This window comes from Salinibacillus xinjiangensis (assembly GCF_009649735.1).
Taxonomy (GTDB): domain Bacteria; phylum Bacillota; class Bacilli; order Bacillales; family Alkalibacillaceae; genus Salinibacillus; species Salinibacillus xinjiangensis.
On sequence record NZ_WJNH01000021.1, the window covers coordinates 1 to 26,406 of the forward strand.

Annotated in this window: 25 protein-coding genes and 1 tRNA gene; 3 read left to right on the forward strand and 23 right to left on the reverse strand. The window is 38.1% G+C overall.

The window, feature by feature from the left end; genetic code table 11:
* Positions 1–166: 166 nt before the first annotated feature.
* From yihA to GH754_RS19060, 7 genes are all read right to left on the reverse strand, one after another.
* On the reverse strand, positions 167–754 hold the full coding sequence (yihA, locus tag GH754_RS19030) for a ribosome biogenesis GTP-binding protein YihA/YsxC (RefSeq protein ID WP_153730234.1): 588 nt from the start codon (positions 752–754) through the stop codon (positions 167–169).
* Positions 744–3,077 carry an endopeptidase La gene (gene lon / locus GH754_RS19035; RefSeq protein WP_153730235.1) on the reverse strand — a complete coding sequence of 778 codons (2,334 nt, stop codon included), beginning with the start codon at positions 3,075–3,077 and terminating at the stop codon, positions 744–746. The genes yihA and lon overlap by 11 nt, the downstream gene beginning before the upstream one ends.
* A gap of 83 nt (positions 3,078–3,160) precedes the next feature.
* Positions 3,161–4,834: an ATP-dependent protease LonB gene (gene lonB, locus GH754_RS19040; protein WP_153730236.1), complete on the reverse strand. Its 1,674-nt coding sequence runs from the start codon at positions 4,832–4,834 to the stop codon at positions 3,161–3,163.
* 373 nt (positions 4,835–5,207) lie between these two features.
* Entirely contained in the window at positions 5,208–6,485 is a 1,278-nt protein-coding gene (gene clpX, locus GH754_RS19045; protein WP_153730237.1) for an ATP-dependent protease ATP-binding subunit ClpX, read from the reverse strand.
* Between the two features lie 356 nt (positions 6,486–6,841).
* Positions 6,842–8,128 carry a trigger factor gene (gene tig, locus GH754_RS19050; protein WP_153730238.1) on the reverse strand — a complete coding sequence of 429 codons (1,287 nt, stop codon included), beginning with the start codon at positions 8,126–8,128 and terminating at the stop codon, positions 6,842–6,844.
* A 219-nt stretch (positions 8,129–8,347) separates the two neighbouring features.
* Positions 8,348–9,337, reverse strand: coding sequence for a tetratricopeptide repeat protein (locus tag GH754_RS19055; protein ID WP_153730239.1), 990 nt, complete (start codon positions 9,335–9,337; stop codon positions 8,348–8,350).
* 224 nt (positions 9,338–9,561) lie between these two features.
* Positions 9,562–10,746, reverse strand: coding sequence for a pyridoxal phosphate-dependent aminotransferase (locus GH754_RS19060; RefSeq protein ID WP_153730240.1), 1,185 nt, complete (start codon positions 10,744–10,746; stop codon positions 9,562–9,564).
* 175 nt (positions 10,747–10,921) lie between these two features.
* Between GH754_RS19060 and GH754_RS19065 the strand changes: the two genes are divergently transcribed.
* Positions 10,922–11,710 carry a carbon-nitrogen family hydrolase gene (locus GH754_RS19065; RefSeq protein ID WP_153730241.1) on the forward strand — a complete coding sequence of 263 codons (789 nt, stop codon included), beginning with the start codon at positions 10,922–10,924 and terminating at the stop codon, positions 11,708–11,710.
* Between the two features lie 319 nt (positions 11,711–12,029).
* Complete coding sequence (gene sda / locus GH754_RS20135; protein WP_407690683.1) at positions 12,030–12,167, forward strand: sporulation histidine kinase inhibitor Sda; 138 nt, start codon at positions 12,030–12,032, stop codon at positions 12,165–12,167.
* 33 nt (positions 12,168–12,200) lie between these two features.
* Here the strand turns inward: sda and GH754_RS19075 are convergent, their stop codons facing one another.
* From GH754_RS19075 to GH754_RS19135, 15 genes are all read right to left on the reverse strand, one after another.
* Positions 12,201–12,896: an abortive infection system antitoxin AbiGi family protein gene (locus GH754_RS19075; protein ID WP_153730242.1), complete on the reverse strand. Its 696-nt coding sequence runs from the start codon at positions 12,894–12,896 to the stop codon at positions 12,201–12,203.
* Positions 12,897–13,000: 104 nt separating this feature from the next.
* Positions 13,001–13,123 carry a hypothetical protein gene (locus GH754_RS19885; RefSeq protein ID WP_267206729.1) on the reverse strand — a complete coding sequence of 41 codons (123 nt, stop codon included), beginning with the start codon at positions 13,121–13,123 and terminating at the stop codon, positions 13,001–13,003.
* A 5-nt stretch (positions 13,124–13,128) separates the two neighbouring features.
* Positions 13,129–13,251, reverse strand: coding sequence for a hypothetical protein (locus GH754_RS19890; protein WP_267206730.1), 123 nt, complete (start codon positions 13,249–13,251; stop codon positions 13,129–13,131).
* Between the two features lie 841 nt (positions 13,252–14,092).
* Positions 14,093–14,166, reverse strand: a tRNA-Gly gene (locus tag GH754_RS19080).
* Positions 14,167–14,235: 69 nt separating this feature from the next.
* Positions 14,236–14,757 carry a metallophosphoesterase gene (locus tag GH754_RS19085; protein WP_153730243.1) on the reverse strand — a complete coding sequence of 174 codons (522 nt, stop codon included), beginning with the start codon at positions 14,755–14,757 and terminating at the stop codon, positions 14,236–14,238.
* 5 nt (positions 14,758–14,762) lie between these two features.
* Complete coding sequence (locus tag GH754_RS19090; RefSeq protein WP_153730244.1) at positions 14,763–15,368, reverse strand: XTP/dITP diphosphatase; 606 nt, start codon at positions 15,366–15,368, stop codon at positions 14,763–14,765.
* Positions 15,337–16,143: a ribonuclease PH gene (gene rph, locus GH754_RS19095; protein WP_153730245.1), complete on the reverse strand. Its 807-nt coding sequence runs from the start codon at positions 16,141–16,143 to the stop codon at positions 15,337–15,339. The genes GH754_RS19090 and rph overlap by 32 nt, the downstream gene beginning before the upstream one ends.
* Positions 16,144–16,341: 198 nt before the next feature.
* On the reverse strand, positions 16,342–17,451 hold the full coding sequence (locus GH754_RS19100) for a GerMN domain-containing protein (protein ID WP_153730246.1): 1,110 nt from the start codon (positions 17,449–17,451) through the stop codon (positions 16,342–16,344).
* Positions 17,452–17,558: 107 nt separating this feature from the next.
* Positions 17,559–18,353 carry a glutamate racemase gene (gene racE, locus GH754_RS19105; RefSeq protein WP_323742117.1) on the reverse strand — a complete coding sequence of 265 codons (795 nt, stop codon included), beginning with the start codon at positions 18,351–18,353 and terminating at the stop codon, positions 17,559–17,561.
* A 25-nt stretch (positions 18,354–18,378) separates the two neighbouring features.
* On the reverse strand, positions 18,379–18,834 hold the full coding sequence (locus GH754_RS19110; protein ID WP_407690682.1) for a MarR family winged helix-turn-helix transcriptional regulator: 456 nt from the start codon (positions 18,832–18,834) through the stop codon (positions 18,379–18,381).
* An 807-nt stretch (positions 18,835–19,641) separates the two neighbouring features.
* Positions 19,642–19,866: a helix-turn-helix domain-containing protein gene (locus GH754_RS19115; RefSeq protein ID WP_102026848.1), complete on the reverse strand. Its 225-nt coding sequence runs from the start codon at positions 19,864–19,866 to the stop codon at positions 19,642–19,644.
* A gap of 165 nt (positions 19,867–20,031) precedes the next feature.
* Positions 20,032–20,490: an acyl-CoA thioesterase gene (locus tag GH754_RS19120; RefSeq protein WP_153730248.1), complete on the reverse strand. Its 459-nt coding sequence runs from the start codon at positions 20,488–20,490 to the stop codon at positions 20,032–20,034.
* A gap of 64 nt (positions 20,491–20,554) precedes the next feature.
* Positions 20,555–21,319, reverse strand: a complete 765-nt coding sequence (gene sdhB, locus GH754_RS19125) for a succinate dehydrogenase iron-sulfur subunit (protein ID WP_153730249.1) — start codon at positions 21,317–21,319, stop codon at positions 20,555–20,557.
* A 23-nt stretch (positions 21,320–21,342) separates the two neighbouring features.
* Positions 21,343–23,097 (reverse strand): succinate dehydrogenase flavoprotein subunit, encoded by a 1,755-nt coding sequence (gene sdhA, locus GH754_RS19130; protein ID WP_153730250.1) that lies wholly within the window; start codon positions 23,095–23,097, stop codon positions 21,343–21,345.
* 47 nt (positions 23,098–23,144) lie between these two features.
* Positions 23,145–23,759: a succinate dehydrogenase cytochrome b558 subunit gene (locus GH754_RS19135; RefSeq protein WP_153730251.1), complete on the reverse strand. Its 615-nt coding sequence runs from the start codon at positions 23,757–23,759 to the stop codon at positions 23,145–23,147.
* Between the two features lie 334 nt (positions 23,760–24,093).
* Between GH754_RS19135 and GH754_RS19140 the strand changes: the two genes are divergently transcribed.
* Complete coding sequence (locus tag GH754_RS19140) at positions 24,094–24,540, forward strand: YslB family protein (protein ID WP_153730252.1); 447 nt, start codon at positions 24,094–24,096, stop codon at positions 24,538–24,540.
* Between the two features lie 33 nt (positions 24,541–24,573).
* On the opposite strand, the gene uvrC is transcribed toward GH754_RS19140, so the two are convergent.
* Positions 24,574–26,355: an excinuclease ABC subunit UvrC gene (gene uvrC / locus GH754_RS19145; RefSeq protein ID WP_153730253.1), complete on the reverse strand. Its 1,782-nt coding sequence runs from the start codon at positions 26,353–26,355 to the stop codon at positions 24,574–24,576.
* Positions 26,356–26,406: the final 51 nt, after the last annotated feature.

Sequence of the window (26,406 nt, forward strand, 5' to 3'; positions counted from 1 at the left end):
TTTTCGATAATGATAGATATCCAAGATGCCCATACAAATACTCGGTAACAAGCTTTATTTTAAATTCCTCACTATATTTGACCATAAAAACACCCCCGAAAGTTAGATTTTCTACTCTAACTTTCGGGGGTCGGTACCATACAAGTGTTGAGCACCTTTTCTTAAATTATTTACCAACAAAAGATCGAATCGCACCCCATGCTTCATCCTTCCCTTCACCTGTTTCAGATGAAAAGGGAATAATTTGATCTTCAGGTTCAATGTCTAATGCTTCTTTAATTTTCTTAAGATGGCTTGGTCTTTTCGTTTTTGCCACTTTGTCCATTTTGGTTGCGATGACTAATACTGGGATTTCATAATGCTTTAGAAAATCATACATAAGTAAGTCATCTTCAGTTGGGTTATGACGCAAATCGACGATTAAAACGGCTAATTTTAGTTCCTTACGTTTAGAAAAGTAATTTTCCATCATTTTTCCCCAAGCTTGACGCTCTTTTTTCGAGACCTTTGCATAGCCGTATCCAGGTACATCCACAAAATAAAGCTGTTGATTTATCAAATAGAAATTAAGGGTTTGAGTTTTACCTGGTCTGGCTGAAATACGAGCCATTCCTTTACGTTGAATCATTCGATTAATAAAGGATGACTTCCCTACATTGGAACGTCCGGCAAGTGCGATTTCAGGTAGAGGATCATTGGGGTATTGATCCTCTCTAACGGCGCTAATTACGAGTTCAACATCATTAACTTTCATTCACTGGTTCCTCCAAAAGTGCATGGTCTAGCACTTCATCCAAATGTGTTACTTTTACATATGTTAAATCATTACGAACACTCTCTGGAATGTCTTCTAAGTCTTTATTATTTTCAGCAGGAATGATAATTTTTTTCAAGCCTGCGCGGTGAGCACTTAAGGACTTTTCCTTTAACCCACCAATTGGCAGTACGCGGCCTCTTAAGGTGATTTCACCAGTCATTCCTACCTCTTTTCGAACTGCACGACCTGTTAAAGCAGAGACTAAGGCAGTCGCCATTGTAATACCCGCAGACGGGCCATCCTTAGGTGTTGCACCCTCTGGGACATGAATATGAATATCATTATTTTCATGGAAATTCGGATCAATGTTTAGCTCCTCTGCACGTGAGCGTATGTAGCTAAACGCTGCTTGAGCCGATTCCTTCATGACATCTCCAAGCTTTCCTGTCAAAGTTAGCTTTCCTTTACCAGGATATATGGATACTTCAATGGATAAGGTATCCCCACCTGCTGCGGTATAAGCAAGCCCTGTTGCTGCACCAATTTGATCCTGTTCCTCAGCTTGACCATAACGGAATCTTGGTTTACCAAGCATTTCCTCTAGTATTTTTTCTGTTACGATGACCTTCTTCTTGTCACCAGAAACAATCATCTTAGCACCCTTACGGCAAATGGATGCTAATGTTCGTTCCAGATTTCTTACCCCCGCTTCACGAGTATAAGTGCGAATGATTTTGAGTATAGACTCATCTTTAACCTGGAAATTTCCTTTTGTTAATCCATTTTCCTTCACTTGCTTTGGTAATAAATGCTCTTTAGCAATATGGAGCTTCTCAACTTCGGTATACCCAGCAATTGAAATGACTTCCATTCGATCAAGCAATGGTCCAGGAATGGTTGCCAGATTATTAGCTGTCGCAATAAACATGACATTGGATAGGTCATAATTTTCTTCAATAAAATGGTCGCTAAATGTACTGTTCTGTTCAGGATCTAATACTTCAAGCATGGCGGATGATGGGTCACCACGGAAATCACTCGCCATTTTATCGATTTCATCCAACAAAAACACTGGATTTATTGTACCAGCTTTTTTCATTCCTTGAATGATACGTCCAGGCATAGCTCCAACATAGGTTCGACGATGTCCACGGATTTCCGCTTCATCACGAACTCCACCAAGAGAAGAACGAACAAATTTACGATCAATCGATTTGGCAATGGATTTTGCTAAGGAAGTTTTCCCAACACCCGGTGGTCCTACTAAACATAAAATGGGCCCCTTAATGGTTTGGGTTAATTGTTGAACAGCCAAATATTCTAAAATTCGTTCTTTTACTTTATCCAGGCCATAGTGGTCCTCATTTAGTGTTTCTTCAGCCCGGTTAATATCTAAAATATCCTCGGTTTCTTCTGTCCAAGGTAGCGCAATTAGCCACTCAATATAATTACGAATGACAGAGCTTTCTGCAGAATTGTTGGGAACTCGTTCATAACGATCCAATTCTTTCGTAGCTACTTGTTCAATTCGTTCAGGCATGTTGGCTTCTTTAATTTTATCTCGTAATGAAGCAACTTCACCTGATTTTCCATCCTTATCGCCAAGCTCCTTCTGGATGGCTTTCATTTGCTCACGTAAGTAATATTCCTTTTGCGTACGTTCCATTGATTTTTTGACGCGTTGTCCAATTTTCTTTTCTAAATGAAGCACTTCTTTTTCATTATGAATAATATCAATTAAATGATTGAGTCGCTCGGTTACATCTGTAATTTCTAGAATCTTTTGCTTATCCTTCATTTTTAAAGAAAGATGGGAAGCAATAATATCAGCCAAACGTCCAGGCTCATCAATATCTGAAACACTTGACAACGTTTCTTGGCTTGTCTTTTTCGATGCTTTTATGTACTGTTCAAAGTATTCGAGTAGCTTACGCATAAGAGCCTGTTCTTCAACAGAATCATGATGCGTTTCGTTCACTTCTTCAACATCTACAAGGAAATATTCCTCTTCGTCCTTAAATTGGAGAAGTTCAGCACGATCAATTCCTTCTACTAATACTCGAATTGTTCCATTAGGAAGCTTAAGCATCTGTTTTACATTGGCAATGGTTCCCATACGGTATATTTCATCTTCTGATGGTTCATCTATATCCATTTCTTTCTGTGAGGCTAAAAATATTAGATTGTCTTCCACCATGGATTGCTCCAACGCCTTAACTGATTTATCACGACCAACATCTAAGTGTAACACCATTGATGGGTATACAATTAAACCGCGCAAAGGCAGGAGGGGAAGCTGTTTGACCTCTTGATTTGCCATATTCCTTCTCTACACCTCCAAGACTTCCATATCGTACTATCATCATAAAGAAATCCTTTTCGTTTGTAAACAAATTCGATTAACTAAATAGATTGCCGCTTTTGATAAGGAATGTTTTGATTTTGAGTAATGGAATGAAACTCTGCGGCTAAAACATGCTCCAATACCTCTTCAAATTTTTGTACTGGAACAACCTCAATACCTTCAATCTGATCTAAACCTGCTTGTCTATTTTCATAAGGAATTAAGGCCTTTACAGCCCCTGCTTTTTTTGCTGCTTTTATTTTAGGTAATATTCCACCTACAGGCTTAACGGCTCCATGTAAACTGATTTCACCAGTAAGAGCAACATCATTCTTGATTGCAACCTTATGAATAGCGGAAAATATCCCCACTGCCATTGCCACACCTGCTGAAGGACCATCTACTGGTACTCCTCCAGGATAATTGACATGTAAATGGTACTGGTGAACTGGGACACCCATAGATTTCAACATGGTGAGTACATTCGAGACAGAGTGATTGGCCATACTTTTGCGGCGAATCGTTCGTCCACCTTGATTCATCTCTTCTTCATCGACAATCCCTGAAATGTGAATTGTTCCTTCCTTATTCTCGCTCACTGGTAAGGCTGATACCTCAATTTCAAGTAAAGAGCCTGAATTTGGGCCAAATACGGCAAGGCCATTGACCACACCAACTTTTGATTCCTTGGCAATCTTTGGCGTGATTTTAGGGACGAGCTGACTAGATTCAGCTACCCATTCAATATCTTTAATTTCGATATTATTTTTATGCTGTTTTTTAATGATGCCCACACAAATTTGAACAATATTGACCGCTTCACGCCCATTACGGGAATACGTGGCAATTCGTTCTAATGCATCATCTTCTATTTCTACTTTAACTTTTGCAGCAGCTTTTTTGGCAACCGTTTTTAAATGATCACTTTCTAAGTCCTTAAAGAAGATTTCCAAGCATCTGGATCGAATAGCTGGTGGAATTTCTTCGGGTTTTCGGGTTGTAGCCCCAATTAATCTAAAATCAGCCGGTAGACCCTGCTGAAAAATTTCATGGACATGTAACGGAATTTTTTCATTTTCCTCACTATAATAGGCACTATCAAAGAAAACCTTACGATCCTCTAACACCTTTAATAATTTATTCATTTGCAGGGGATGTAATTCACCAATTTCATCTAAAAATAAAACCCCTCCATGGGCGTTGGACACTGCACCCTTTTTCGGCTGTGGTATACCAGCCTGTCCCATTGCTCCTGCACCCTGATAAATGGGATCATGCACAGAACCAATGAGGGGATCAGCAATGCTCCGCTCATCGAATCGAGCAGTTGTCGCATCAACCTCCACAAAAACGGCATCCTGTTTGAAGGGGGTTTCAGGTCTTTTTTTGGCTTCTTCGAGGACTAATCTTGCTGCGGCCGTTTTCCCAACCCCTGGGGGACCATATAAAATAACGTGCTGTGGATTGGCACTACATAGTGCTGCCCGCAAGGATTCAATGCCATCCTCCTGACCAATAACATCCTTCATTTGTTTCGGGCGTACCATTTCTGAGAGAGGTTCTGAAAGCGATATGGCACGCATTTTTCTCAGCTCTTCAAGTTCCTTTTTGGATTCTTTTTCAATCGCTACTTTACTCGTACGGTTATTTTTTAACATATTCCAGAAGTATAAACCGACCACGATACCAACAATTAATTGAATAAATATTGCAATTCCTGCAAAACCACTCATCAACATTTTCCTCCCATTTCTATGTACATTATTTGCTAGTATCTCCTGAAAGAAAGCGGATTAAACGCAATCCTACGCTAAAAATGGGAGGAAGAGGAATCAGGATTTTTAGTTATTCATAAGTAGAAGTAGTGTTTTTTTGCTAAAGGTATGAAGAGATTTGCTAAAGTTTAGATTAGGATGCTGAAGGTAGGGGATTAAGCTAAATTTGTAGTAAAATCAACTAAAGATTAAGAGGCTAATGCTAAATTACAACACAAAAACGTTAATGCATGAACTAATTATACTAAAGGCATCTCAGCATAGAAGGCATCAATCATTCATCAAGCATAAAAAACTCCCCACACCATTTTGGGCGGGGGGAGTCGATTTATTATGCACTTTCTTTTGGCGTCTCCTCGTTCTGATCTAACACCGTTCCATCAGTCATGACAAGCTTTGGCTTACCATTTTCCAAACTCACGGTATCCTTTGTGATGATGCATTTCTCAACATCCTCACGAGAAGGTAATTCAAACATAACATCTAACATAATGCCCTCAATAATAGACCGTAATCCACGGGCACCTGTTTTTCTTTCAATCGCTTTATTAGCAATGGCCTTTAGAGCCTCTTCTTCAATTTCAAGCTCAACATGGTCAATTTCAAATAGCTTTTGATATTGCTTAACTAGTGCGTTCTTTGGCTTAGTTAAAATTTCTACTAACGCATCTTCGTCTAATGGCTCTAATGCACCGATTACTGGTAAACGACCAATAAATTCTGGAATTAGACCATAGCGTAGAAGATCCTCAGGTAGCACTTTGGATAGCAGCTCTGCTTTATCCAATTCTTCACCATAATTGTCAGCACCGAAGCCAATTACACGCTTACCTAAACGACGCTTAATGATTTGCTCAATTCCGTCAAAGGCACCACCAACAATGAATAAAACATTTGATGTATCAATTTGGATAAATTCTTGGTGTGGATGCTTTCGACCACCCTGTGGGGGCACACTTGCAACCGTACCTTCAAGGATTTTTAATAAGGCTTGCTGTACGCCTTCACCTGATACATCTCTAGTTATGGATGGGTTTTCAGATTTTCTGGCAACCTTATCAATTTCGTCAATGTATATGATCCCTTTTTCTGCCTTTTCCACATCATAATCTGCAGCCTGAATTAACTTAAGTAGGATATTTTCTACATCTTCACCAACATATCCCGCTTCAGTCAAAGAAGTGGCATCAGCAATCGCAAATGGAACATTCAATATGCGGGCTAATGTTTGGGCGAGTAATGTTTTACCACTACCTGTAGGACCCATTAATACGATATTACTTTTAGATAATTCGATATCATCGCTATTTTGATTTGAGTTAATTCGTTTATAGTGATTGTATACAGCAACAGACAAGGATTTTTTTGCATTTTCTTGCCCAATAACATAATCACTTAATATATCACAGATTTCCTTTGGTTTTGGAACATCTTTAAATTCAACTTCTTCTTCTTGACCTAACTCTTCCTCCACGATTTCCGTGCAAAGTTCAATACACTCATCACATATATAAACACCAGGGCCTGCAACGAGCTTACGAACCTGCTCTTGCGTTTTCCCACAAAAAGAACATTTCAGACGTCCTTTTTCATCGTTAAATTTTAGCATTCAATCACCTCACCTATTGTTCTGTATCTAATTAAAATAACTCATATCATGTTTGTTAGTCTTTAGCACATCATATCAAATATGTGCTTGTGGAAGAAAGTCATATCTCATTGATTTCTCCATACAATAAATGGAGATATCTTTCATTATGTACGTCATACTTAGATTAGTCAATCATAAAGGTAACTGGACATTATGAAAGATTTAATGACTTAAAAAACCCTTAACTTATATGTATGCAAATCATTACAAGTATGTGACTGAACTAGGTGATCATTTTAAATATCAAGAAATAACATTCAATCTCATATGTATAAAACAAGGTACGAAACCCTCGCACCTTGTTTTAACTCTTATTATACAGCTTTGCTTTGATCAACTAAGAAGTCAATCGCTTTTCTAACCTTTAATTCACCTTTTAATGCTTCTGTGTTTCCACCTAGCATTTGTTTAATTTGAGTAGATTCCATTTGATACATTTCTGCCATTTTTTGAATGTCCTCATCCACATCTTCTTCAGTTGCTTCAAGGTTTTCTTCATTTGCAATGGCTTCAAGTGTTAGGTTTGTTTTTACGCGCTTGCCAGCATCTTCTTTCATTTGCTCTCTTAACGCGTCTTTATCTTGACCTGAGAACTGTTGATACATATCTAAGGTCATACCTTGCATTTGTAGCTGTTGTTCAAACTCTTGTAGCATACGGTCTAGTTCTGTCTCAACCATTGCATCTGGAATGTCTACCTCTGCGTTTTCAGATGCTTTTTGAACTAAAGTTTCGCGCTTTTGATTCTCAGCATCTTGTTCCTTTTGCTCTTGTAGACGTTTTTTCGTCTTTTCTTTTAATTCATCAATGCTTTCTACTTCATCATCGGCATCCTTAGCAAATTCATCGTCAAGCTCAGGGAGTTCCTTCGCCTTAATTTCATGAATCTTAATTTTGAAAGTAGCAGGTTTTCCAGCTAATTCTTCAGCATGATAGTCTTCTGGGAAAGTTACTTCTACTTCACTTTCTTCCCCTGCTTCCTTGCCAACTAGCTGTTCCTCAAAGCCAGGAATGAATTGACCAGAGCCAATTTCTAAGGAATGGTTTTCAGCACTTCCACCTTCAAATGCTTCTCCATCCATGAAGCCTTCAAAGTCAAATACAACGGTATCGCCTTCTTCAATCTTACCCTCTTCTTTAACCACTAGCTCAGCGTGGCGTTCTTGCATTTGCTTCAATTCATTTTCAACGTCTTCATCTGTCACTTCAGTGTTTACCTCTTCAACTTCAAGGCCTTTGTAATCACCTAGTTTAACTTCAGGCTTCACTGTTACCTTAGCAGTGAAGATTAAGTTTTGTCCTTTTTCGATTTGCTCAACATCAACTTCTGGTTGATCAACTGGTTCGATTCCAGCTTCGTTCACAGCGTTCATGTAAGCATCAGGTAGAATAATGTCTAATGCATCTTGGTAAAGAGATTCAACGCCGAATCGTTTTTCAAAGATTGGACGAGGAATTCTCCCTTTACGGAATCCAGGAATTTGGACATCCTTAACAACTTTTTTGAAGGCTTTATCTAAAGCAGAATTAAATTCTTCTGCATCGACTTCAACAGTAAGAACACCTTCATTACCTTCTTGTTTTTCCCATTTTACTGACATAAGTTTCCCTCCAACATCTATTATTCAATTAAGTACTGAATTTAAATAGTCATTATGATCTTTTTCTTATACTATCAGGTAGGCTAAATGAGTTGATAGTATATTCCAATGAACGATGGCATAATGCAACCACTATATTATAACATACTGTACCGTGCTTTCAACTATTAGAAAACACGACTTATCGCGCTAATATGTACTAGATATACCTCACATATCCTACTCAATTTGCGAAAAATATTTCATTTCTAGACGCTTTATTTCATCCATCCAAAACTCACGCCGTTCACTTTCCCCATCCAAAATAGAATGATGACCTTCCTCCAATTGCAAATATTCTAAGGCGAGTGACAAAACCGCCTCTGAAATAGGCAGGCAGTCTTCCTGTTCCGGAACAAATGGATAGTAAACATACAAAAAGCGGAATAGAATTTGACGTGTAAATTCAAACAAGGTTGGGTCATTTTGTTCAATAATATCTAGTGATTGAACAATTTCCTTTGCACAATTACTTTCTAATATATCTGATAGATTTTTTGGATTGACAACCTTGGTTTGGTTAAATTTTTCAATTTCAATTTCTCGATCTACATCTTGTTCTGTCAACCATTGAAGTAATCCTGTTTTGATAACCGGATTCAATTCATTATCACTAAAATATGGAATTAAATCATCAATATAATCTCCTACCGGTTTTTTTCTTAATAATGATAATAATCGCCATTGTTCCTGAAAACTTCCGCCATCTAAGTTTTGGATAAAATGTTGAATTTCCGTTGTAGGATTATGAGCTTCTTCATCCTGATAAAAATTTTGACTTAAGTTATAAATTTGATTAAATTGCTCCCGATATGTATATGGAACCTTTTCCGTTGAAAAAATTTCGTCTAATAAACTTATAATTTCTCCATATTGGCTTGTTTGGAATAAAACAGTAATATAAATATGTAGATATTTATAATAGTTATCTTCGTCCTCTTTCATCAATTTTCTACATAAAGCAATCGCTTCATCATAACGATTTAACTCAATATAACAAATAATTTTTCCTGTTAAGATTTCATAAGAAGCCGCTTCAAACTGTTCCAATAGCTTTACCTTTTCAAGTGCATCCTCATATCTTTTTTCCTTTAGTGCTTCTAATCCATCCTGCTCTAATTGTCTTTTCCAGCCAGGAAATATCACTACATCTTGATGTTCTTTTTTCATAAACACCTTCCTGTTCTATCGGAAATCAAGTGAAGTATTACTTATTCATACCCAATTTTCACGAATTAAAAACTTATGATTTACAACAAGTATAATATAATTTGATTCGTCAAATAAACCTCACATACTATACCATAAGTATCCTTTGCGAAAAAGACTTGCCCGAATGTTTTTATAATATAACAAAATCCAGCACCGCCTTTAAAGACAGTACTGGATTAGGTTCATTTCTCCTTCATAAATAACTGTAGCTTTTCTATACGTCTAACGGCTTCCTCTAATCGATCTTCATCATCAAGTAAACCTACACGAAGATACCCTTCACCTGATGCCCCGAATCCATGACCAGGTGCCGTCATTACATGTGCTTCTTCTAATAAAACATTAGCAAGCTCTTCAGATGTATATCCGCTAGGAACAGGCAGCCATACAAAAAATGTTCCTTTCGGCGCCTCTACTTCCCACCCAATTTCGTTCAATTTTTGAATGAATCTATCCCTTCTACTTTGATAGGTATCCACTAATTGCTGAACAGCCTCTTGACTACTAGTTAAAGCTTTTGCAGCAGCATGTTGAACCGCACCAAATAAGCTTACATAAAGGTGATCCTGAATTAAATTAATACTATTGATGACAGACTGGTTACCAATGGCAAAGCCAACCCGCCAACCAGCCATATTATAGGTCTTTGATAAAGTATAGATTTCTACTCCGATATCCTTAGCTCCTTTAGACTGTAAAAAGCTTTGCGGCTTTTGCCCATCAAATCCTAAAGCCCCATAAGCAAAGTCATGAACTACACAAATGTTGTTCTCCTTAGCTAAGTTGACGGTTTCATCAAAAAAAGATTTTGTGGCGGTAGCTGACGTCGGATTGTTCGGGTAGTTTAAAAACATCAATTTGGCCTCTTCCATCGAATCAGCACTAATTTTTTGATAGTCAGGTAAAAAATCATTCTCCTTTAATAAAGGCATAAACTCAGTTTTGGCATTTGCCAATGCAATACCTGACATGTAATCCGGGTAACCTGGGTCAGGAAGTAAAGCTAAATCTCCTGAATTCAGCAGACATTGACTAATTTCCACTAAACCAGTTTTGGCTCCAAACAACACTGCAATCTCTTTTTCTGGGTCAATATCCACTCCATATTCTCTTTTATAAAATTCTGCTACGGCTTCCTTTAAAAACGGATAACCTTGGAATGGAGAATATTTATGATACTTGGGATTTTCAGACGCTTTCTGTAGCTCTTCAACAATATGGGGCGGCGTTGGCAAATCTGGATTCCCTTGCCCTAGATTAATAATGTCATGACCTTGTTTTTTCATTTTATGTACCTTTTTCACGAGCTTGGCAAAGAATTGTTCTGGTAGTCTTTGCAATGCTTCAGATTGTTCGAATGTATTCATTACCTCTCATCTCCCGTATCTAACTATATTGTTTTTTATGATATCGGTCTGGAGATAATTTGTAAAGTTTAGAAAAGAATCAATTGTTTATTATTTAATTGACAGATGAAGGGACTAATGACATAATATTCAACAATATTATGGAGGCGAACTCCAATATTAAGGAGAGAATCAGATGACTCTTAAAGCGGCCTTGATTCAGATGGATATTGCATATGGGGATCCCCAAGCGAATTACCGCAAAGTGAAAGATCTTATCGCAGAAGCTGTTCAGCATGAGGTTGATGTGGTTGTTCTCCCTGAACTATGGACAACAGGCTATGACCTAACGAGGCTGGATGAAATTGCTGATAAGGAAGGATTAGAAAGCCTTTCTTTTCTAAAATCCCTCGCTCAGGAACACCACGTTTATATCATTGGAGGATCTGTTGCTAAGCGTACTCAGCAAGGTGTAACCAATACAATGTTTGTGATCAGTCATACTGGTGAATTACTAAGTGAATACAGCAAAGCACATTTATTTCGTTTAATGGATGAGGAAAAGTACTTAATAGAAGGAAATCATTCAGGCTTATTTGATTTAAATAACCATAAATGTGCAGGACTTATCTGCTATGATATACGTTTTCCAGAATGGATTCGAACTCATATGCTCAACAATACAAAAGTATTATTTGTTGTGGCAGAATGGCCTGAGCCGCGAATTGATCACTGGCGGAGCTTGCTAATCAGCCGTGCCATTGAAAATCAATGCTATGTGGTCGCCTGTAACAGGGTTGGATCAGATCCTAAGAACAATTTTGGCGGTCATTCCTTGATTATTGGCCCATGGGGAGAAATTATAGCAGAGGCGGATAAAGACGAAACGATTTTATATGGTAATATTCACTTAGAGCAGGTTGATGAGGTCAGAAAAACAATTCCAATCTTTTCTGACCGCAGACCCGATATATACAAGTTATAAGACTGGAGATGCCAATCAGCAATTGGCATCTCTATTTTTTCACAATCAGTATTCAGTATTTATAAGTTCAATCGGTAGATAGTTAAGCGCAACTAGGCTCTAGCCAAGTTTTCTACATGCCTAAAGGTTTAAAAACATTTATTATCGGGAAATAACTAATATAATTTACTTTAATAGAAAAACTAGATTGTCATCAAGTACATCTAAAAATGGCTGAAATAATCAGTTTTTCTTACCTTATCATTCTTGATAGCTACGAGAAGGTCTTATGTTCTAACTATCCAAACATAACGGGAGTGATACTATCAGATTTTCATACATTAATGATGAAAAGCTGGAGGACGCCTATAAAAGAGCATTAGACTTACAATTGGATCATGATTTTGTGAATATTTTAAAAGAAGAAATGCGATTAAGAAATGAACGAAAAGAAAAAACAAAAGAAACATCTACTTAAAAGCAGGCTTATTGCCTGCTATACATAACCTATTTATATATTTTCAATCAAATCCCAACTTAACACACTTATATTTCGATACCCATGTTCCTTTAAGAAGCCTTGAATATCATTAACTTCTGATTTCGGTACAATAATCGCTTCAACATCTTGCTCGACGAAACGAAAATTTTCCAAGCATCTCCACTCTCGCTCACCATAGAAGGTATCGTCATAATCTGTATCAAAATGTGTAATTTTTAAGAAGTTCACTAAAGGATTTTCCTTTGTAATCCCTAGTTTGTGGAGAAAGGATTGTATATTTTCATTTGATATGTCCTTGTTGACATTTCTCACCTGATTGGGCATGGTCTTCATCATTTTTGTTGGATGTGGCTCAAAGTAAAGTACAGGATGAAAGTTTTCATGAATCTTCTTTGAATTAAATCCAATCCCGTAATCCCCATAATACTGCCTATGAAAGGTTAAATCCTTTAAAGGAATATCACAAACACAACAGAACTTATCGGTGATCACAGATTCTAACACTTTCTCAGTACTAGTTGCTTGTAATACCTTGGTTTGAATGATGTTTTTAAGGTTTTCCATTGCTTCTTTCGGTTGTCTTAGAAACGTATTCTCCTTTACTTCCCTTAAACATCGATAATTGTGCCATACAACACTGCCATCTTTTGAAACTGGTCCTCCTGTGAAATGCCAATAAATGTTCGAATAAAAGCGAGGTTTCATTATTCTGGTTTCCCCCTTATTTATTTATAGAAGGAATGAAAGCATTAAGCCTGTTAGCCTAATGCTTTATTTGGGATAAATTATAATGATTGTAATGCTTTTTTCTACTCATTATATTTTTCTTCCGGAAGGCTATAGTTGATTTGGACCAAAAGATTATCGTGCTGGATCGTCCACGAAAAGAGCATGGCGCTTTCTTCTCCTAAGGAATCATAGTAGTCCTTCATTTCGGTTAAAGCTTCCTTATCTGTAAAGCTAAAATTCTTCCTCCAGCACCCTCACCTAATGACGGGATAAGAAAACGAAATCCTTCCTCCGCCTTCATAGGGGCCATCCCATAATCATCCTTTGTCATTTGAGTCGGTTCTTCTACTTCTAATCCAACCTCATCAAAAGCTTCAATCGCATCATCTGCACTCCATTTTGAAAACTCGTCCCCACAGGCACTGAGGAAAAGGATAATGAGGATGATAAGTAATCCGTACTTTTTTCATTGTTTAAACTCCTTTCTGTTTGTTAGAAAGAAATATTAAGTACATATTCGTTAGTATCACCAAATCACGGTTTGGGTATTTAATTTAATTGAAAATGCTTTTTGGGTTTTGAATGGAGTGGGTTGTGCTGTTCGGGGGGGGGGAGCGCTAAAGTATATTCCTTGTATGCTGAAGTTATATATAGTTTAGCTGAAGTTATATATGGTTTAAGCTAAAGTTAGGGATTTTTGATGAAGTCGGTGACTTATTTGCTGAATATAGAATGAATCATGCTAATACACAAGTCAGGTTTGCTAAAGTTTAGGAGCAATATGCTAAAACCAGTTCATGCTGCGCAAGCGATACATAGATCTAAAAGCATAAAAAAAAGCTCACAAGCGTTTATAAACACTTGTGAGCTTTATTATGTATACGTCCCAGGAGAGATTCGAACTCCCGACCCACAGCTTAGCTTACCACTATGACTTTCGCCACCAACAAACAATTGTTGTTTGTGGTCTGGACTATATCTTCACCATTTCAGGTGCGACACGTATAGTCTCTACGGATCCTCACGATATGCGTAAGTTTCCTCGGTGTTGCCATCAGCATAATCTGTTAAGGTTTCACCGATACAGTGTCGTCCACTCTATAGGTTTCTTATTTCCCTATAAAGGCTCCTACTTGAAGGCTGTTGCTCTATCCTGCTGAGCTACTGGGACATGGAGCGGGTGATGGGAATCGAACCCACGACATCAGCTTGGAAGGCTGAGGTTTTACCACTAAACTACACCCGCAAATCCTGACCGACAAAACCTATTATATAAAGCTATACTCATTTTGTCAACAGGATTTATAAATTTATTCTAATCAATATGGACCGAAGTAGTGGATTCCACCTCTCCGTCCATATTAACAAACTCTACTTGGAGCTCCTGTTTCCCTTCAAATGCCAATCGTACATAAGTAGGCGTTCGCCCAGCAACTCCTCCGCGGGGTTGTCGTACACTCCCTGGATTAATAAATAATTTTTCCCCAACCTTTTCTGCACCTGCTAGATGAGAATGACCAAAACAGACAATTTTAGCCCCCACTTCATCAGCTCGATATGACAAAGGCATTAAATTCATTTTCACTTGAAATAAATGACCATGGGTAATGAAGAAAGGAACTCCTTCTACTGTAACTTGATTTTCCTCAGGATATTTTGGGTCAAAATCACAATTCCCACGAACCTTTTCAAACCCTTTCATAGGTTCTGAATCAAAATCAAGCTCCGAATCACCACAATGAATAAACGCACTTGCCTCATCCTGATGGCGCTCTTTAATCATCTTTAATTCCTTCTCTAAGCCATGAGTATCACTTGTAATGATGACAACTGCCATATGTATCACTCCATTGCATCATTTTGTTTCAACCATGAAATCATTTGGTCAATAGCATGTCGCCGATGACTGATCTGATTTTTTTCCTCTGGTGAGTATTGAGCTAAAGAACGATGGCTACCCTCCGGATAAAAAATTGGATCATAGCCAAATCCATGTTCTCCAATTGGCTCTTCGCCTATGCACCCTTCACATGTTCCCCTTTTTGTAATGGTCTGTGAGCCTGGTCTAGCTAAGGCTAGAACACAAACGAAACGGGCTGTACGATTATCTGTTTTAACGCCCTTAAGCTCTTCTAAAACCTTCTCTAAATTTTTCTGATCATTTTTTTCTAAGCCAGCATAACGGGCTGAATATACCCCAGGTTCTCCATTTAACGCATCGACTTCTAATCCTGAATCATCACCTAATACAGGGATTTGGAAACGTTCGGCAATGGTTTCCGCTTTGATTACGGCATTTTCCTCAAAGGTGGTACCTGTCTCTTCAATTTCTGGAATAGTTTCCTCCATATCTAAGAGAGATAAAACCTCAATACCAATCTGCCCGAAAATTTCCTTGAACTCCTTGGCCTTACCTTTATTTTTCGTTGCTAGTAAGATTTGTTTCATCTTTCATCGCCCTATCCTCATTTGATTCTTTCTGGTTTGCTAAAAGTTTTTCATGCCATTTACCAACGGCGACACGTTGGACCTCAAAGATTTCCTTCAAGCCATCATTAGCCAGCTTAAGCATTTTCGTTAATTCATCATAGGAAAATGTATCCTCTTCACCAGTTCCTTGTATTTCGACAAACTCATTATTTCCATTCATCACAATGTTCAGGTCAACCTTAGCTGAGGAATCCTCCTCATAGCAAAGATCAAGAATTTCGGTGCCATCAGGTAAAATACCTACCGATGTGGCCGCTAAGTAATTTTTGATTGGAAATTCCTTTAACGCCTTGTTATCAACTAGTTTTCCAAAGGCTAGAACCACAGCTACAAAGGCTCCTGATATGGAGGCTGTGCGTGTTCCACCATCTGCTTGAATGACATCACAATCAACCCAAACCGTACGTTCTCCTATTTTATCAAGGTCAACAACTGCCCTAAGGGAACGCCCTATTAAACGTTGAATTTCCATTGTTCGACCAGAAATCTTTCCTTTTGAAGATTCACGAATATTCCGTTGTCCAGTTGCTCTTGGTAGCATAGCGTACTCAGCTGTTATCCAGCCCTTACCCTGTCCTCTTAAAAAAGGGGGAACTCGATCTTCTATACTAGCATTACAAATAACCTTTGTATCACCTACACTAATGAGGACGGAACCCTCTGGATGTTTCGTGAAATTGGTTTCCATATGTATTTTACGAAGTTCGTTTACATTTCGTCCATCAACTCTCATCTTGATATCCTCCTTTAGTGAGACTATAACATAATTTACTAAACTAAAGAAAACTTGGCTAGTGCCGAGCCGTATGGTACAGGCGATTGCCTAGTTGCACTTGTACTATCTACCTTAACTTAAATTCAGATAGTACAATAAAAAAGAGGCTGACATCACAGCCTCTTAATAACATCCTTATTATATACCTTTTTACTATTAAATACCACTTGGTTGAGAAATATCCTCTCTAGTTACAGGCTCTGAGAATACCTCACCATTCTCATTAAATACCTGTTCTGTTCCTTCCACCTGAACCTGTACAGATTTCACATCCTCATGTTCTGTAAGTGAGAGGACAATTGAGTTTAACACTGTATCTGAAATGGTTTTATTCTCCACATCATTAAAAATCGATTCATTAAATGTAATGGACAAAATACCATCCTCTATTTTTGGCTCTTCTGTAAGCTGTACTCCGTTTCGGAATACATCTAAAAGGCCGGAAAGCTCGTAGCTTGGTCCTTCGACGACTTTATTGATTACACTTTCATAAATATCCTCGCTTGCATCGATTGGAGTTGTAACTGGTACATAATAGTAATGTTCACTTTGCTGTGCAGGATAATACACCGTTACAGCCTGACTGTTCATTAAGTCGTTGACGTCCCCTACATGAAGATTTATTCCATCTGCTCTAGAAAAACCGTTTCCAATTGGAGTACCATTCACTGGCATAACATCCTGATCTACACCATCAATTCGAAGCTTAATACGCTCAACAGAATCAAATTGTGTAAGAGTGAATGTCATGGCCTGGATGACTTTTTGTTCATTTTCTGGTTGATAATCCTTGAACTCCTTAGATAAATCAACAACTAAAGAGCCATCCTCTTGTAAATTCAGTCCATTTATATTTGTACCTGCTGGTAAAACAGCTTGAAAGCCATTAGGTAAAATGTTTGAAACAGGACCGTCCTTGACAAGATATTCTAGCGTTTGTTTTGCAACTTCTTTTGTTTCATCCATTGGCAGTGGTAATGTTTGAGAAACCACCATTCCATTCGGGTCTAGCAGATAGAGTTCTCTATTAACTGTTTCGCTTGTCCCTTCTGAGCTCTCTTTGTCATTTTCTGTCTCTTTTGTCTCTTCCGTTGTAGCTTCCTCAACATTATTTGTATCTTCTCCAGTATTATCTAGATCATCAACTGTCTGAACGTTTTGAGGTGGATCCATTTCCTCTAACGATTGCTCCCCCTCGAAGCATCCTGAAAGTAGTACAATACTGGACATAAACGCAGGTAGTAACCATAGTGATCGCTTACGCATGCATATTCCCTCCCATGATGGTTTGTACTACTATTTATACGAGCTATTTTTAAATTTAGACCAAATAAATAGAAAGCTTTCACTATTTTTTTAGTGAAAGCTTTCTATTAAAGGGATATATTTTTTACATGTCTTAATGGATATCCGAACCAAATATTTGCAACCTGTTCAAAAAGGCTTAAATTTCCTGTTGTATAAAACTTATGCTCAGGTATTCGGTTTCCATGGTAATGGAGATTATGATACGAAAGAATGGTACTGACCTCTCTAGCCGTTTCATCACCTGAAGAAATCACCGACACATGCTCTCCAACCACTCTTTGAATAACTGGTCTTAACAATGGGTAGTGAGTACATCCGAGGATTAGGGTATCTATTTTTGTGTCTAGTAAGGGTACTAGAGAATCCCTTACAACGTTTTCTGTATATTCACCGTCTAACATACCATTCTCCACTAAAGGAACAAAAGGAGGACATGCCAAGCTGTAAATATCAAGTGACGAGTTAATTTGTTTCAGTATATTTGGGTAAGCCCTACTCTCAACCGTGCCAATCGTACCTATTACCCCAATCGACAAATTGTTAGTCGCCTTAATAGCAGCTCGTGCCCCAGGCTGAATAACGCCAATGACAGGTACTGGTAGTTTTTCCTGAAGTTCCTTTAAAACAAATGCAGTTGCTGTATTGCAAGCAACAACCAACATTTTTATTTGGAATCTACTTAAATAATGAACCATTTCCCAAGTATACTTTTTAACTTCTTCCTCTGGTCTTGGACCATAAGGACATCGTAACGTATCTCCTATATATATAATTTCCTCTTTAGGCAATTGGCGCATAAGCTCTTTCGCTACTGTTAATCCGCCAACACCTGAATCAATAACACCTATTGGTTGTTTCACGTCATGAACGCCTTTCTATTTTGGTTTAGTTTCTGAGTTGATGACTAGACATTTCTTTGTTCAGTTGATTGAGCACTTCATTTAAGGATTGAACCTGGTCATCTGAAAAGCTTTCTAATACCTCTTGTAGGTATTGTTGGCGCTTTTCAATTACTTCATCAATGATAATCTCGCCTTTTTCTAGTAAGTGAATACGGACAACACGACGATCCTCTTGATCTCGTACACGTTTTACTAATTCATTCTTTTCTAATCGGTCGACCAAGTCCGTAGTAGTGCTGAAGGCTAAATAAAGTTTTTTAGATAACTCACCAATGGTTAAATCTCCTTCTTCTAATAACCATTGTAATGCAATAAATTGTGGAGGTGTGACTGGATAATGGGTTAAAATTTCCCGCCCTTTTTGTTTAATAATATGGGCAATCACTCGTAAATTTTTTTCCACATTTGAAATTAGTTCTCTGTCGAACAACTGCAGCACTTCCCATCCCAATTGTTAGTGTCTAATGTCTATTTTTAATCTTTTTTGCGAAAATATCAAGTTAAGTTTATGTAATATTTTTAGATTTGTTTTTAAAGGCTGTTTTCGTAAACGTTGTTGCCTTTTATATTAAAAAGTAGACAGAAAATGCGACGTAAATTTAGATTCGTTCTGTACTGAATAATATGAGTGCATGCATACCGTTCCGGCAGAATACTTCGCTTTCCATGGGCACGGCCTCAGCCTCCTCGGAAGCCCAGACCGCTTCCTGCGGGGTCTTCACCACGCTTCCTCCATAGGAGTCTCCGTATTCTGCCTCCACTGTTAAAGTGCTCTGATGTATGCATAGTTAAAAAGCTTTTGATTAACAATAGTTCACTACAAAATAAACGAATGAGCCACTGTTTATAGTAGAGGAAATACACGGAGACTCCTGGTCGGTTAAAAACGGCCACGTCCAGTGGCAGAGCACCGACACTTGGACGTCCTGTTCTTCGTGGGAGCAAAGAGACAGGTGAGACCCCGCAAGCGCAGCGAGGAGGCTCACCGCTCGCCCGCGGCAAAGAAGACACTATGAAAACGACCAAAGGGAGTTTGAAAAGATGTCGCATTTGTGCCCTTGGGTGAAAGCGAAGTGTATTTCCGTAGCGACAGTTTTGCACTCATCAGATTGATATTTGGAAACAAGTCCTGCTGAAGTTACGTCGCATTTTATATCTTTTTAGACATTAACAACATTATCTTAGAAAAAAGCGTATTTAAAAAAGCAGAGGCTGTGTCCAAGAATCCCTGGAACAGCCTCCGATTTTAAAGCTTTAACTCCCCCATGCGCAGGAGTTCAACAACAGCCTGTGAACGCCCCTTAACACCAAGTTTTTGCATTGCATTCGAGATGTGATTTCGCACCGTCTTCTCTGATATAAATAACTCCTCAGCAATTTCTTTTGTAGTTCGATCTTGGACCAGCAATTCAAAAACTTCTTTTTCCCGTTTCGTTAGTAGCTGCTTCGGTTTATAGTCTTTATCATTCAATCGGGAACCCCTCCTTGCTGTTACTTGAGCCACAAGGACCAAGGGGAATAATTTAGTCATAGTATAGTATGTATATTCATGTTGCACCGTTCCCTATAAAAGTTGAAAAACGGAAATTCGGAGGAAAAAATAAGCTTTCGTCTATAACTGTCAGGTCTTCTTTTCTTACAGTAAACCTTTTTCTGTAAATATCTGCTTTTGCCGATCATCAAAAGGGATTGGTTTTCCTGTATTTGGATCTATATGTACGAGGCGGCCACGACCAGTTACACAGATTTCTTCTTTTTGATTCACTCCTAGATAGTGAATATCCAAGGAGGTTCTGCCCACTTGGTTCGTTTTTACGTATAGCTTTAAACGATCCTCGAAAAATATCTGCCGGTGATAATCACACTGTAAGTCAGCAACGACAGGAATACCTTGACTGCCATCTTCCTTAAAATCTCGAAAAAGACCAATATGCTCCAAATAAGCAATTCGCGCTTCTTCAAAGTAAATAAAGGGAGAAATATTATTTACATGTCCAAACATATCTGTTTCTGAGAACCTGATCTTAACAGGAATATAAAAGGTGAATCCGTCTATCCATGCTTCAACATCTTCCACATAGTTAACTTTTTTCATGACACTCCCTCCCTAATAGGAAGGTGAGCCCCTTCTTAGAAGAGGCTCACCCTTTAGTCTAAACTTAATTGTTATAGTCACTTCCGAAAAAGTTCTTGAATGATTGTAATGTTGCTTCACGATTCAATGCTGCAATTGAAGTCGTAAGTGGAATCCCTTTCGGACATGATTGGACACAGTTTTGTGACATCCCACAGTTAGCAAGGCCACCATCACCCATAATGGTTTCCATACGCTCGTTCTTATGGTATTCACCTGTTGGATGAGAATTGAACAAACGTACCTGTGATAAAGGTGCAGGTCCAATGTAATTTGATTTGCTGTTAACGTTAGGACATGCCTCTAAACAAACACCACATGTCATACACTTTGATAATTCATAAGCCCACTGTCTCTTGCTTTCTGCCATACGAGGTCCAGGTCCTAAATCATATGTTCCATCAATAGGAATCCAAGCCTTTACCTTCTTCAATGAATCAAACATTCTGCTTCGGTCTACAGCTAAATCACGTACAATCGGGAATGTCTTCATTGGAGCAAGGCGAACCGGCTGTTCAAGTTGATCCACTAATGCTGAGCAAGCTTGTTGTGGCTTCCCATTAATGACCATAGAACAGGCACCACAAACTTCCTCTAAACATCCCATTTCCCAAAATACCGGTGTTGTCTTTTCCCCTTTGGCATTTACAGGATTACGACGAATTTCCATTAAGGCAGAAATTACGTTCATATTTTTACGATAAGGAATTTCGAATTCCTCATCAAAAGGTTGTGCATCGGGGCCATTTTGACGAGTTATAATCACTTTAATTGTCTTTGACTCACTCATGTTTCATCCTCCCCCTTTATCTATTAATGTTTTGTTGTATAGTCTCTTTTTCTAGGCTTGATATAAGAAGTGTCAACATCTTCATAGTAGATTTCAGGCTCACTCTTATCTCCCGTAAATTTCGCCATCGTTGTCTTCAAGAACTCCTCATCATTACGCTCTGGAAACTCTGGCTTATAGTGAGCTCCACGGCTCTCATTACGGTTGTAAGCACCAAGAGTAATTACTCTAGCTAATTGAAGCATATTCTTAAGCTGACGAGTAAACATAGCTCCTTGGTTACTCCAACGAGACGTATCATTAATATTGATATTTTCATATCGCTCTAAAAGCTCTTGAATTTTTTCATCCGTTTGTAATAACTTCTTGTTATCACGAACAACGGTTACATTGTCTGTCATCCATTCCCCTAGCTCTTTATGGATTTGATAAGCATTTTCATCACCGCTATTCATACCCATAATCTTCTCGAATTTGTCTTCTTCTTCTTTAATCTTTTGATCAAACAACTGAGAAGGTACATCTTCAACAGACTTTTCTAATCCCTCAATATATTCAACAGCGTTTGGTCCGGCAACCATACCACCATAAATAGAAGATAATAGAGAGTTCGCTCCAAGACGGTTTGCACCATGCTGTGTAAAGTCACACTCACCAGCAGCAAACACACCAGGAATATTAGTCATTTGGTTATTGTCAACCCATAGGCCACCCATTGAATAGTGTACGGCTGGGAAGATTTTCATCGGAACTTTACGAGGGTCATCCCCAACGAATTTTTCATAAATCTCGATAATTCCACCGAGTTTTACGTCAAGTTCCTTAGGATCTTTATGAGAAAGATCTAGGTATACCATGTTTTCCCCATTAATACCTAGTTTTTGGTTTACACAGACATCAAAGATTTCACGTGTTGCAATATCACGTGGAACAAGGTTACCATATGCAGGATATTTCTCCTCTAGGAAATACCATGGCTTACCATCTTTATATGTCCAAACACGTCCACCTTCACCACGAGCTGATTCACTCATTAAACGTAGCTTATCATCACCAGGAATGGCTGTTGGGTGAATTTGGATAAACTCTCCGTTCGAGTAAATTGCACCTTGTTGATAAAGAGCAGATGCAGCTGAACCTGTATTTATAACTGAGTTGGTAGACTTACCAAAGATAATACCAGGACCACCAGTTGCCATGATCACTGCATCACCTTTGAAAGCACGGATTTCGTGTGAGTGTAGGTCTTGACCCATAACTCCACGACCGACACCTTCATCATCAACAATAGCTGAAAGGAATTCCCAGTTTTCATACTTCGTTACTAGACCATTGACTTCATGGCGACGAACTTGCTCATCAAGTGCATATAATAGCTGTTGACCTGTAGTTGCACCAGCAAATGCAGTACGATGATGTTGAGTTCCACCAAAACGACGGAAGTCTAATAATCCTTCTGGTGTACGGTTAAACATTACTCCCATACGGTCAAACATATGAATAATACCAGGTGCAGCCTCACACATCTTTTTAACATGTTCTTGGTTTGCTAAGAAGTCTCCGCCATAAACGGTATCATCAAAGTGAATCCAAGGAGAGTCCCCCTCCCCTTTTGTATCAACCGCACCATTAATTCCACCTTGTGCACATACAGAGTGGGAGCGTTTAACAGGTACAAGTGAAAGTAGATCAACATGCACGCCTGCTTCTGCTGCTTTAATTGTTGCCATTAGTCCAGCTAATCCTCCACCAACAACAACGATGTTGCGATTACTCATAATTCATTCACTCCCTTGTTCTATTTAATGTTCCTTATTTTTTATAACTAGCTAACAAAAGCGAAAATTGTACTTACCCCGACATAGGATAAACCTATAAAAATGAGCATTGTAACGTATGTAACAATACGCTGTGAACGTGGCGTAATGGTTAGTCCCCAGCTAACTAGGAAAGACCATAGACCATTTGCGAAGTGGAATATTGTTGAAACAACACCCACAATATAGAACCAGAACATAAACGGACTACTTAAAATGGTAGCCATCATATCAAAGTTTACTTCGGTACCATAGAAAAGGTTTGCAAGTCTTGTCTCCCAGACATGCCAAACAACGAAAATTAGTGTAATAATTCCTGTTATTCGTTGTAAATAGAACATCCAGTTACGAAAATATCCATATCTACCTACATTGTTCTTTGCAGTAAATGCAATGTAAACGCCGTAAATAGCATGGAATAGTAGCGGAAGGAAAATTACAAAGATTTCAAGAAAATAACGGAAAGGCAGGTTTTCCATAAATTCTGCTGCCCGGTTAAATGATTCTGCACCATTTCGTGCAAATTGGTTCACAACTAAGTGCTGAATCAAAAAGATTCCAATTGGGATTACCCCTAATAAAGAATGTAGTCTTCGATTAAAAAATTCGCGGTTATTTGCCATCTTAACCCCCCTCAGTTGATGTAAATAATATTAGGATACTAAAATAAAGCGCTTTTATTTCCCAAAAAACAAGCACATTTTTTGGAATAATCCCCCTTCTCGCCCAAAAAGAAAAATCATTTCATAACATTTAATATTGTACCCCTACCCATCAGTAGCGTCAAGGAAACTTAAAACCGAAAGTCTAACTTCTTCAAAAAATCTACAAAATTCAATTAGCTTTACTGGAAAACATGGAAATAAATGTCTAAAAACATTTTTTTAGTTCGAATTACAAGATAATGTAAGTATTGCAATATACATCAATCCCTATGATAATAGTAGAGAGAAAGGAATGAGCACAGTGGGAAAAGAGAAGACATTACTCCAAAATGAAGAGATTAAAAATATCCAAATACCTGCATTTGGGTATGAATTAATCAAACAACTAACATTACCTGAAATCTTAGGTGATGACGTAAACTTTGTTCAATATTATTTAGGGAAGAGTTTGGCTAGAAAATGCCCTGTAAACGATATGGAAGAGCTACAATCCTTTTTTCAGCAGGCTGGCTTTGGTGACCTTACTTTAATCAAGGAAAAAGGAAAAGAGCTCGTATTTCAACTACAAAGCCCTCTGATCACGGAGCGCTTTTCCTATAAAGAAGATGTTTCCTACCGACTTGAAGCAGGTTTTATTGCAGAGCAACTATCACATATTTACCAGGATGCCATTGAGTGTATGGATGAAACCAACAAACGACATAAGAACGTGACTTTTTTCGCTGTTACCTCACTCTAAAACAACAGAAAAAAGAGGAGGAGTAATAATGAGTTACTCTTCCTCTTTATTTAATGTTTCCACAATCTTATTGGCAACTGGTATAGGAATTCCTAATTTTGTAAACTCCTCAATATCAGCCTCTTTCATGTCTTCAATGGACTTAAAATGACGTAGCAAAAGACGTTTTCTTTTCTGTCCAACACCTTCCACCTCATCCAATTTAGATTGAAAGCTGCTTTTTCCACGTACTTGACGATGGAAGGAGATTGCAAATCGATGGACTTCATCCTGAATTCTCTGAATAAGATAAAAGGGTTGTGATTGGCGATTCATTTCAACCATTTCAGGTGGGTCACCATATAAGAGCTCACTGGTCCTATGTTTTTCATCCTTCGCCAAACCGCATAACGGAATATCAAGTCCTAATTCATTTTCAAGCACATCAATGGCAGCACTCATTTGTCCTTTTCCACCATCAACCAAAATTAGATCAGGCAAAGGTAATTTTTCTTTTATTACTCGCTTATACCTTCTTCTGATGACCTCGCGCATCGTTTCGTAATCATCAGGACCTTCAACATCTCTTATCTTATATTTTCGGTATTCCTTCTTATTGGGTCGCCCATCGATAAAAACAACCATAGCCGAAACAGGGTCTGTTCCTTGTATATTAGAGTTATCAAAGGCTTCAATTCGGTGAGGAATTTCAACATTCAACAATTCACCTAGTCCTTCAACTGCCTTTATAGTACGCTCCTCATCCTGTTCAATCATTGAAAACTTTTCTTTCAGGGCAATTTTGGCATTTTTCATACTTAATTCCACAAGCTCTTTTTTCCGCCCACGCATAGGTGTTTTCACATGAATTTTAAGTAGATCCTCCAATAAGTCCTTATCTGTACCTAGGGGAACCAGTATTTCTTTTGGTTTTAAATGATTTTGATGAAGGTAAAAGCGTCCAATATAGCTTACAAATGTTTCAGCTGGCTCATCAAAGAACGGAAACAAGGCGACATCACGTTCAATCAACTTTCCTTGCCTGATAAAAAACACTTGGATACACATCCAGCCTTTATCATAGGAGTAGCCAAAAATATCACGGTCTTGTTGATCATTTAATGTCATTTTTTGTTTTTCCATTACAGACTCAATGTGTTGTATTAAATCACGATACTCCTTAGCTCGCTCAAATTCCAGCTGCTCAGAAGCATCCTGCATCTTCTTTTTTAAATCTTTTTTGATGTCTTGATGTCCACCGCTTAAAAATTTCGTTATGTTTTGAACAATCTCCGCATTCGTTTCATCTGTTACTGTGTATTCACACGGACCCAGGCATTGATGGATATGATAGTACAAACAAACCCGGTCAGGCATTTTGTTACATTTTCGTAGCGGATAAAGTCGATCTAATAATTTTTTCGTTTCTCGGGCTGCATAAACGTTAGGATATGGACCAAAGTATTTGCCTTTATCCTTTTTCACCTGTCTTGTAATGATTAATCTAGGCTGTTTTTCAGCTGTAATCTTTATATATGGGTAGCTTTTATCATCTTTTAATAGAACGTTATATTTGGGGTCGTACTTTTTTATTAAATTCATTTCTAAAATAAGGGCTTCTATTTCTGATGAAGTTACAATATATTCAAAATGGTCAATTTCCTGCACAAGGCGTTGAGTCTTAGCATCATGTGCACCTGTAAAGTAAGACCGAACACGATTTTTTAATTTTTTTGATTTTCCAACATAAATGACCTCTTCATGCTTGTTTTTCATTAAATAACAACCAGGCTGGTCTGGTAAAACAGCTAACTTGTCTTGAATTTTTTTATTCATATAGTACACTCCCTAAAGAACCACCTAAAAATATTATATGACATTTAGATA

Coding starts and splice junctions, on each gene's coding strand:
- GH754_RS19135 (WP_153730251.1), bottom strand. CDS start 23,759: ATGGCAAATAACCGCGAATTTTTTAATCGAAGACTACATTCTTTATTA.
- sdhA (WP_153730250.1), bottom strand. CDS start 23,097: ATGAGTAATCGCAACATCGTTGTTGTTGGTGGAGGATTAGCTGGACTA.
- lonB (WP_153730236.1), bottom strand. CDS start 4,834: ATGAGTGGTTTTGCAGGAATTGCAATATTTATTCAATTAATTGTTGGT.
- GH754_RS19085 (WP_153730243.1), bottom strand. CDS start 14,757: ATGGCAGTTGTCATCATTACAAGTGATACTCATGGCTTAGAGAAGGAA.
- uvrC (WP_153730253.1), bottom strand. CDS start 26,355: ATGAATAAAAAAATTCAAGACAAGTTAGCTGTTTTACCAGACCAGCCT.
- GH754_RS19060 (WP_153730240.1), bottom strand. CDS start 10,746: ATGAATACATTCGAACAATCTGAAGCATTGCAAAGACTACCAGAACAA.
- tig (WP_153730238.1), bottom strand. CDS start 8,128: ATGTCAGTAAAATGGGAAAAACAAGAAGGTAATGAAGGTGTTCTTACT.
- rph (WP_153730245.1), bottom strand. CDS start 16,143: ATGAGAGTTGATGGACGAAATGTAAACGAACTTCGTAAAATACATATG.
- lon (WP_153730235.1), bottom strand. CDS start 3,077: ATGGCAAATCAAGAGGTCAAACAGCTTCCCCTCCTGCCTTTGCGCGGT.
- clpX (WP_153730237.1), bottom strand. CDS start 6,485: ATGCTAAAATTTAACGATGAAAAAGGACGTCTGAAATGTTCTTTTTGT.
- GH754_RS19885 (WP_267206729.1), bottom strand. CDS start 13,123: ATGAAGGACTACTATGATTCCTTAGGAGAAGAAAGCGCCATGCTCTTT.
- GH754_RS19055 (WP_153730239.1), bottom strand. CDS start 9,337: ATGAAAAAAGAACATCAAGATGTAGTGATATTTCCTGGCTGGAAAAGA.
- GH754_RS19075 (WP_153730242.1), bottom strand. CDS start 12,896: ATGAAACCTCGCTTTTATTCGAACATTTATTGGCATTTCACAGGAGGA.
- GH754_RS19065 (WP_153730241.1), top strand. CDS start 10,922: ATGACTCTTAAAGCGGCCTTGATTCAGATGGATATTGCATATGGGGAT.
- GH754_RS19100 (WP_153730246.1), bottom strand. CDS start 17,451: ATGCGTAAGCGATCACTATGGTTACTACCTGCGTTTATGTCCAGTATT.
- GH754_RS19140 (WP_153730252.1), top strand. CDS start 24,094: ATGAGCACAGTGGGAAAAGAGAAGACATTACTCCAAAATGAAGAGATT.
- sdhB (WP_153730249.1), bottom strand. CDS start 21,319: ATGAGTGAGTCAAAGACAATTAAAGTGATTATAACTCGTCAAAATGGC.
- yihA (WP_153730234.1), bottom strand. CDS start 754: ATGAAAGTTAATGATGTTGAACTCGTAATTAGCGCCGTTAGAGAGGAT.
- GH754_RS19120 (WP_153730248.1), bottom strand. CDS start 20,490: ATGAAAAAAGTTAACTATGTGGAAGATGTTGAAGCATGGATAGACGGA.
- GH754_RS19890 (WP_267206730.1), bottom strand. CDS start 13,251: ATGACAAAGGATGATTATGGGATGGCCCCTATGAAGGCGGAGGAAGGA.
- GH754_RS19090 (WP_153730244.1), bottom strand. CDS start 15,368: ATGAAACAAATCTTACTAGCAACGAAAAATAAAGGTAAGGCCAAGGAG.